Below are 7,836 nucleotides of genomic sequence, written 5' to 3' on the forward strand. Positions count from 1 at the left end.
CGCATGGTGGCCAAGCTCGATTTCAACAACGCCATCGGTGCCGTCACCCTGTCGCCACGGGTCGCCTGGGCGCACGATGTCAACGGCACAACCCCCGGCCCCGGCGGCAACTTTGTTGAAGGTCGTAAAGCCATCACCCTGGGCCTTGGCGCCAACTATCAGAACAAGTGGATGGCCGATATCAGCTACACCGATTTCTTTGGTGCCGGACGTTACAACCTGATCAACGACCGTGACTTTCTGGCCGCTGAGATCAAGTACTTTTTCTGATAACGAGCAGGATCATCGGGGGATCGCAGGTCCCATGACAAGGGTGTTTGTCGCCAGAACGGCGACAATCAAGCGGTCATGGACGACGAAAAGCGTCCCTTGACATGGGATCTGTGATCACCCCAGTCAAAACAACTTAAATTGAAGGAGCAACCATCATGCTGAAAAAAGCATTCATCCTGATAGCCGCCGTTCTGCTGGTCACAGCGACAGCCGGACTTTCCCTTGCCGCCATTTCCGCTGAAGAAGCCGCCCGCCTCGGGCAGGATCTGACCCCCTTCGGCGCTGAACGCGCCGGCAACGCCGACGGTACCATTCCCGCCTGGGAAGGGGGAATCACTACTCCACCTGCCGGTTATGTCAAAGGCCAACACCATATTGACCCCTATGCCAATGATCAGATCCAGTTCACCATCACCGCCGCCAATATCGAACAGTATCGTGACCAACTGACCGTCGGCCATCAGGCCCTGCTGGAAAACTACGATACCTTTAAGATGAATGTTTATCCGACCCGCCGTAGTGCCTCAGTGCCCCAGCGCATTTATGATGCCACTAAAGAGGTCGCGCGGACCGCTGAACTGGTCAACAATGGCGACGGCGTCAGAGGTACCGTTATCGGCATCCCCTTCCCGATTCCCAAAAGCGGTATTGAAGTGTTGTGGAATCACATGCTGCGCTATCGCGGCGCCTTTGCTACCCGCAGCATTGCCCAGGCAGCATTGACGCGCGGCGGTGCCTACACCCTGGTCCAGTTTGAGGACATGTTCAGCCTGATCTATTCCCAGGAAGGGATGACCGAAGAGAAGATGAACAATCGCATCCTCATGTTCCGTCAGGAGGTCACCGCTCCGGCGCGCCTGGCCGGTGAAGTGCTGCTGGTTCATGAAACCCTCGACCAGGTGGCCGAACCGCGCAGCGCCTGGGTTTACAATCCCGGTCAACGCCGCGTCCGCCGCGCCCCCAATGTCGCCTATGACAACCCCGGCACGGCCTCCGACAGCCTGCGCACCACCGACCAGTTTGACATGTTCAACGGCGCTCCCGACCGTTACGACTGGAAACTGATCGGTAAAAAAGAGCTGTACGTTCCCTACAACAGCTATAAGCTTCACAGCAATCAGCTTAAATATGCCGACGTGCTGACCCCGCTGCACCTGAACCCCGAACATCTGCGCTATGAACTGCATCGGGTCTGGGTCATCGAAGCGACTTTGCGTGACGGCTCGCGCCATCTTTACAAAAAGCGCACCTTTTATATTGATGAAGATTCCTGGCAGATCGTCACCGCCGACCTCTACGACAACCGCGACCAGCTGTGGCGGGTATCGGAAGGGCACGGCCTCAACTATTACGAGGTACCGACCTACTGGACGACAGTGGAAGCCCACTATGATCTACAGTCGGGGCGCTATCTGGCCATCGGCATGGACAACGAGTCGACCACCTATAATTTTGATGTGACCTTGAGTGAGCAGGACTTTTCCCAGGCGGCCCTGCGCCGCGCCGGTCAGCGCTGATCATAGAATCGGGACAGGCAAGAAAACCTGCCCAGACGATATACCAGATCATATCCCGTAGGGGCGATTCACGAATCGCCCCTACTACACGGATTCAATTTCCTCCCTTGTTTTCAGGCCGTAGGGGTGAAATATTTTTCGCCCCGACAAACCCATCGCAATTGACATAGCAGGAATGTTATGAGCAGCGTCATGAAAAAAAATCACCTCTTCGGTCTAATCTGCCTGCTGATCCTCACCATGGTGCCGATCTCTGTCACCGCCGAGCTGACTTCGGTTCCCGCCCGTCTGGCGGCCCAATCCCTGCTGCTGGGGGGCGCAAAAGCGGGTGACGATCTGGTCGTTATTGGTGAGCGTGGGCACGTCCTGCGTAGCAGCGATCACGGTCGGAGCTGGCAGCAGATCATCGTGCCGACCCGGGCAACCCTCACCGCCGTGACCTTTATCGACCGTCTGCACGGCTTAGCAGTCGGCCATGACCTGACCATTCTACGCACCGAAGATGGCGGCCACCGCTGGGAACTCGTCTATGAAGACCGTGACGAGCAGCCGCCACTGCTGGATGTTCTGTTTATCGATGAACATACCGCCTTTGCCGTCGGTGCCTACGGAACCTTTTTTGCGTCGACGGACGGTGGCCGCACCTGGGAACAGCGCTGGATCAGTGAAGACGATTTGCACCTGAACGCCATCGTCACCAGCGGCGCGGCCATCTACATCGCTGCTGAAGCGGGAATGGTTTACCAGTCCAGAGACAATGGTGAAACCTTTGATGAACTTTATCCGGACTATGAGGGTTCGTTTTTCGGCCTCCTTCCGTTCGCCGATGATCAACTGCTGCTGTTTGGCTTACGGGGCAATCTGTTTCATTCAGACGATGGTGGGGAAACCTGGATCCAGCTTGACACCGACACCGATGCCGGCCTGAACAGCGCCGTGCAGCTTACCGATGGCACCCTGGTGATAGCGGGACTAAGCGGCACTCTACTGCTGGTTGCTGAAGAGGATTTAAGCGTTATTTGTCACGAGGAGCCGGAGCGCAAGGGTTTCAGCAAGTTGCTGGCAACGGCTGACGGACGGATCGTTGCGGTTGGCGACTTTGGTGTCACCCTGCTGCCGTCATCCCTGCTCCGCTAACCGTAGTTTTCGACAAGAGAAAAACATGAAACGCGACTGGATCACCAACCTGCTGGAATCTTTAGTTTTCGGCAAGCGCCCCCTGCTGCTGGCAATTTTTCTGGTTATTACCCTGCTGATGGGGTTCTCCCTCAGCCAGTTGCGCATCGATGCCGGCTTTGCCAAACTGCTCCCCCTCGAACATGAGTACATGCAGACCTACATTGAGCATGGTCAGGAATTCGGTGGCGCTAACCGGGTGATGATCGCCCTGATGGTCAAAGAGGGGGATATCTTTACCGCCGATTTTTTCAAAATCCTTGAGCAGGCAACCGATGACGTGTTCTTCATCCCCGGCGTTGATCGCTCCCAGGTCAGCTCCCTGTTCACCCCCAATGTTCGCTATACCGAAGTAGTTGAAGACGGCATCGCCGGCGGCAATGTGGTCCCGGCCAACTTTACCCCGACGGAAGAAGGTCTTGAGCGGGTTCGCGAAAACATTCTGAAAGCCGGCATCGTCGGGCGTCTGGTCGCCACCGACTTCAGTGGTGCGATGATCAGCGCCGAACTGTTGGAAATTGATCCCGGCAGCGGCGAACGGCTCGACTTTATCCACGTCTCTCACCTGCTCGAAGAAAAGATCCGCGACCAGTATCAGAGCGACCGGATCGATGTCCACATCATCGGCTTTGCCAAAGTGGTCGGCGATATTGCCGATGGTGCCCAGCGGGTCGTCCTGTTTTTTCTGATCGCCTTTATCATCACCACGATCCTGGTGTTTCTCTACACCCGCTCAGTGATCCTCACCCTGATCCCCCTGGCCTGTTCCCTAACGGCAGTAATCTGGCAACTTGGCATGCTGCCGGTTCTCGGTTATGGAATCGACCCCATGGGGCTGCTGGTACCTTTTCTGATTTTTGCCATCGGGGTCAGTCATGCGGTGCAGATGATTACTGCCAACACCGCCGAAGTCCGGGCCGGAGCCGAGCGGATGGATGCCGCCAAGGCCAGTTTTCGGCAACTGCTGCTGCCCGGCTTTGTTGCCCTGGCGAGTGACACCATCGGCTTTATCACCATCCGCCTGATCGAAATCCAGGTGATCCAGGAGATGGCGGTCACTGCCAGTCTTGGCGTTGCTGCCATCATTCTGACCAATCTGGTTCTGCTTCCGATCCTGCTTTCCTATGTCAGAACCGGTAACCGCTATAATCGCCGGGTCAATCAGCAGATTCAGGTTCTCAAACCGGTGTGGCGGTTTTTTGAACAAGCCGCTGAACCGCGCCCGGCGCGCATCATCATCGGCATAGCCCTGGTTCTTTTCGCTTTTGGCGCCTGGAAAGGCGCTGATGTCAAGATCGGTGACATGCATCGTGGCGTACCGGAACTGCGTACCGATTCGCGCTACAACATCGACAGTGAGGTCATTACCAGCCACTTTTCCATCGGCGTTGATCTGCTGTCAGTGATCGTCGAAACCGACGCCGATGGCTGTATTGATCATGGTATTATGACCGCTATTGATGATTTTGCCTGGCACATGAACAATGTTCCCGGAGTGCAATCGGTGGTCGGGCTGCCGGGAATCGCCAAAACCATCTATTCCGGCTGGAACGAAGGCAGCCTTAAGTGGCGGGTGTTACCACGCAATCCGTCAAGCATGGTGCAGGCGGTTGGGTATGTTCCGACCAGCAGTCGTTTGCTCAACTCCGATTGCAGCGTCATGCCGATCATGATCTTCACCGAGGACCATAAAGCCGAAACCATTGATCGGATCGTCGCGGAGGTGAAAAATTACCGCCGGCAACAAGCCGATGAAAACATCTCTTTTCGTCTGGCGACCGGCAATGTCGGGGTCATGGCAGCGACCAATGAAGAGGTCTCGGCGGCCCAGTTTCCCATTCTGCTCTATGTCTTTGGTGCGGTCATTCTGCTTTGCTATGTCCAGTTCCGCTCGATCAGGGCGGTTCTCTGTATTGTCCTGCCCCTTGGGCTGGTCTCGCTGCTCGCCTATGCGCTGATGAGTCTGCTGGAAATCGGCCTGAAGGTTTCGACCCTGCCGGTAGTTGCTTTAGGAGTTGGCGTCGGAGTTGACTACGGTATCTATATTTTCAGCCGTTTGCGCAGCAACATGAACCTGGAAATGTCCCTGCAACAAGCGTATCTGCATGCCCTGGCGGTCACCGGAAACGGTGTTGTATTTACCGGGGTCACCCTTGCCATCGGCGTCGCCACCTGGATTTTTTCACCCCTCAAATTTCAGGCTGACATGGGGATCCTGTTGACCTTCATGTTTCTGGTCAACATGCTCGGTGCTATCCTGCTGCTGCCGGCACTGGCCTGCCTGCTCTTACCCAAAAACAAAGCCGCGCAACCCTAGTGCCCCGATTGGTTAATTCCATCTATTAATTCTGGCCCTTTTGGCCGCTGGCTGCGTTACGTCTCCTCGGTTTAGCGCAGGGACTAGACCTGCGTCGACGAACCTTGCCAACGACCAAAATACCTCAGAATTATCTAAACGGACTAACCAAACGGGACACGAGCAGCGTGACAAAAACCCGTGCAAATAAATATAAAAACGTTTTATTTTTAATTTGACGTGAACGTTAAGGTTAGATAGACTGAACAACAACGACACGAACTGATTGGCATTGACGCAGCGTTATCATCTCCGGGAGAGGCTCAGATCATGTCCAGCACACCTCATCTGAACAGTCCCTATCAATCCTTGCCGCAGATGCTGCGCCGAACCGCTGAACTCCACGGCGCCAGGCCGGCCCTCAGCAATAAACGCAGCGGCAGCTATATCAGCCTGAACTATCAGCAATTCTACATCAGGGTGCTGATGACGGCGCGCGGCCTGCGTAAAGCCGGGATGCAGTTCGGTGATAATGTCGCCATATTCTCCGAAAATCGTATTGGCTGGGCCATTGCGGATTTCGGTATTCAGGCCGCCGGAGGGACAAGTGTTCCAATCTACGCTACCAATACCGGCGCCCAGGCCGCTTACATCATCAATCATTGCGCTGCGAAAATCGTCTTTGTCTCAGGGCGCCAGCAGTACGAAAAACTTCTCGGTGTGCGCGATCAGCTACCACAGGTTGAGCTGGTTATTTCTTTCGAGCGCTTTCTCGGTGACCTCAAGCTCCCGGTCTACACCCTCAATCAACTTTCCGAGGTTTCCCACCCCCTGACGGCAGAGGAGAAAACCCAGATTGAAGAGGAGATTGATGCGATTACGCCCGACCGTCTGGCGACGGTGATCTATACATCCGGAACCACCGGCGAACCCAAAGGGGTGATGCTGAGCCAGTACAATCTGCTCAGCAATGCCACCATCGGCCATCAGCACCTTGGCGGCATCCATCCGGAAGACGTTTTTCTCAGCTTCCTGCCCTTAAGTCATGTCCTCGAACGGACCGCCGGCTACCATAGTGCCCTGCTCCTCGGCAGTCACATCGCCTTTGCTGAAAGCGTTAACACCGTTATTGAAAACATCCTTGAAATCAAGCCCACCTTCATCGTCAGCGTGCCGCGCTTGTTCGAAAAAATCCATTCACGTATCTACGAAAGCATCCACCAGAGCTCGCCCTTCAAACGCAATCTGTTTCACCGCGCCATTGACATCGGGCGCGAATATGTGCGCAGACGCTACATCAACAATCAGCCGGTGGGCCTGCTGGGGCTGAAATACCGCATCTATGACAAACTGGTATTCAGCAAGATCCGCGAAAAGTTCGGCGGCAACCTGCGCTCGTTCATCTGCGGCGGAGCGCCGCTGGACAAAACCATTAACGAGTTCATGTGGATTATCGGCCTGCCGGTCTTTGAAGGCTATGGACTGACCGAAACCAGTCCGGCGGTCACCCTGAACAACCGTCAACATCTGCGCTTTGGCTCGGTCGGCATCCCGCTGGAAGGGACACAGCTGAAACTGGCTGAAGATGGCGAGCTGCTGATCAAGGGCCCGCAGGTGATGCAGGGTTACTATAAAGATGAGGCGGCAACGGCCGCCGCTATGGCTGACGGCTGGTTTAAAAGCGGTGATATTGCCACCATCGATGACCAGGGGTTTGTCACGATCGTCGACCGTAAAAAAGAGATCATCATCACCGCCGCCGGCAAGAACATCGCCCCCCAGCCGCTGGAAAATGCCCTGAAGCTGGATAAATATATTTCCCAGGTCTACGTTCACGGCGACCGCAAGCCTTACCTGGTCGCGCTATTGACGCCGAACCTTGAGCGCTTGATCGAACTGGCCCAGCGGGAGAAGCTCGATTACCTGGCGGTCGACGAGCTGGTTGCCAACCGCCAGGTGCTGGAGCTCTTCAAAGAGCGGGTTGATCTGTTCAACCAGACCCAACCCTCCTATCAAACCATTAAAAAGTTTGCCCTGCTGCCCCGGGAGTTTTCCATTGAAGGAGGCGAGTTAACCCCGACCATGAAACAGAAACGCAAGGACATCTACGCCATACACAAAGAGCAGATAGAAGCACTCTATCTGGCCAACGGAGGTGAACAATGAGACAGATCAAAAAGGTCGCCGTTCTGGGTGCCGGCGTCATGGGAGCCACCATTGCAGCCCATCTGGCCAACGCCGGACTCGATGTCCTGCTCCTCGACATCGTCCCCAAAGAACCGAATGCCAACGAAAAGGCCCAGGGGCTGACCATAGAGAGTCCGCAGGTGCGTAACCGGATCGCCGCTGAGGGGCTGGCCGGACTGATGAAGATGAAACCGGCCCCATTCTACCTGCCGGCATATGCCGGGCGCATCAGCGTCGGTAACCTCGAGGATGATCTGCCGCAACTCAAGGATTGTGATTGGGTGATTGAGGTTGTCATCGAACATCTGCCGATCAAAAAACAGTTGCTCGAAAAACTGATCCCCCATCTGGCGCCGGGAGCAATCCTCACCTCCAACACCAGCGGTT

Annotated in this window: 6 protein-coding genes; all 6 read left to right on the forward strand. The window is 55.5% G+C overall.

The features are described 5' to 3' along the window. A partial coding sequence (locus AC6F7T_RS11155; RefSeq protein WP_500718863.1) for a DUF1302 family protein occupies nt 1-270 on the forward strand: 270 nt, incomplete at its 5' end. A gap of 158 nt (nt 271-428) precedes the next feature. Then, nucleotides 429-1,790, forward strand: coding sequence for a DUF1329 domain-containing protein (locus AC6F7T_RS11160; protein ID WP_500718865.1), 1,362 nt, complete (start codon nt 429-431; stop codon nt 1,788-1,790). A 192-nt stretch (nt 1,791-1,982) separates the two neighbouring features. Beyond that, entirely contained in the window at nt 1,983-2,927 is a 945-nt protein-coding gene (locus AC6F7T_RS11165) for a YCF48-related protein (protein ID WP_500718867.1), read from the forward strand. A gap of 25 nt (nt 2,928-2,952) precedes the next feature. Then, nucleotides 2,953-5,283 (forward strand): MMPL family transporter, encoded by a 2,331-nt coding sequence (locus AC6F7T_RS11170; protein ID WP_500718868.1) that lies wholly within the window; start codon nt 2,953-2,955, stop codon nt 5,281-5,283. A 309-nt stretch (nt 5,284-5,592) separates the two neighbouring features. Beyond that, nucleotides 5,593-7,428, forward strand: a complete 1,836-nt coding sequence (locus tag AC6F7T_RS11175) for an AMP-binding protein (RefSeq protein WP_500718870.1) — start codon at nt 5,593-5,595, stop codon at nt 7,426-7,428. Further along, nucleotides 7,425-7,836, forward strand: a 412-nt coding sequence (locus tag AC6F7T_RS11180) for a 3-hydroxyacyl-CoA dehydrogenase NAD-binding domain-containing protein (protein WP_500718872.1), incomplete at its 3' end; no start/stop codon positions are given. The genes AC6F7T_RS11175 and AC6F7T_RS11180, both read left to right, overlap by 4 nt.

This window comes from Pelovirga sp. (assembly GCF_059864205.1).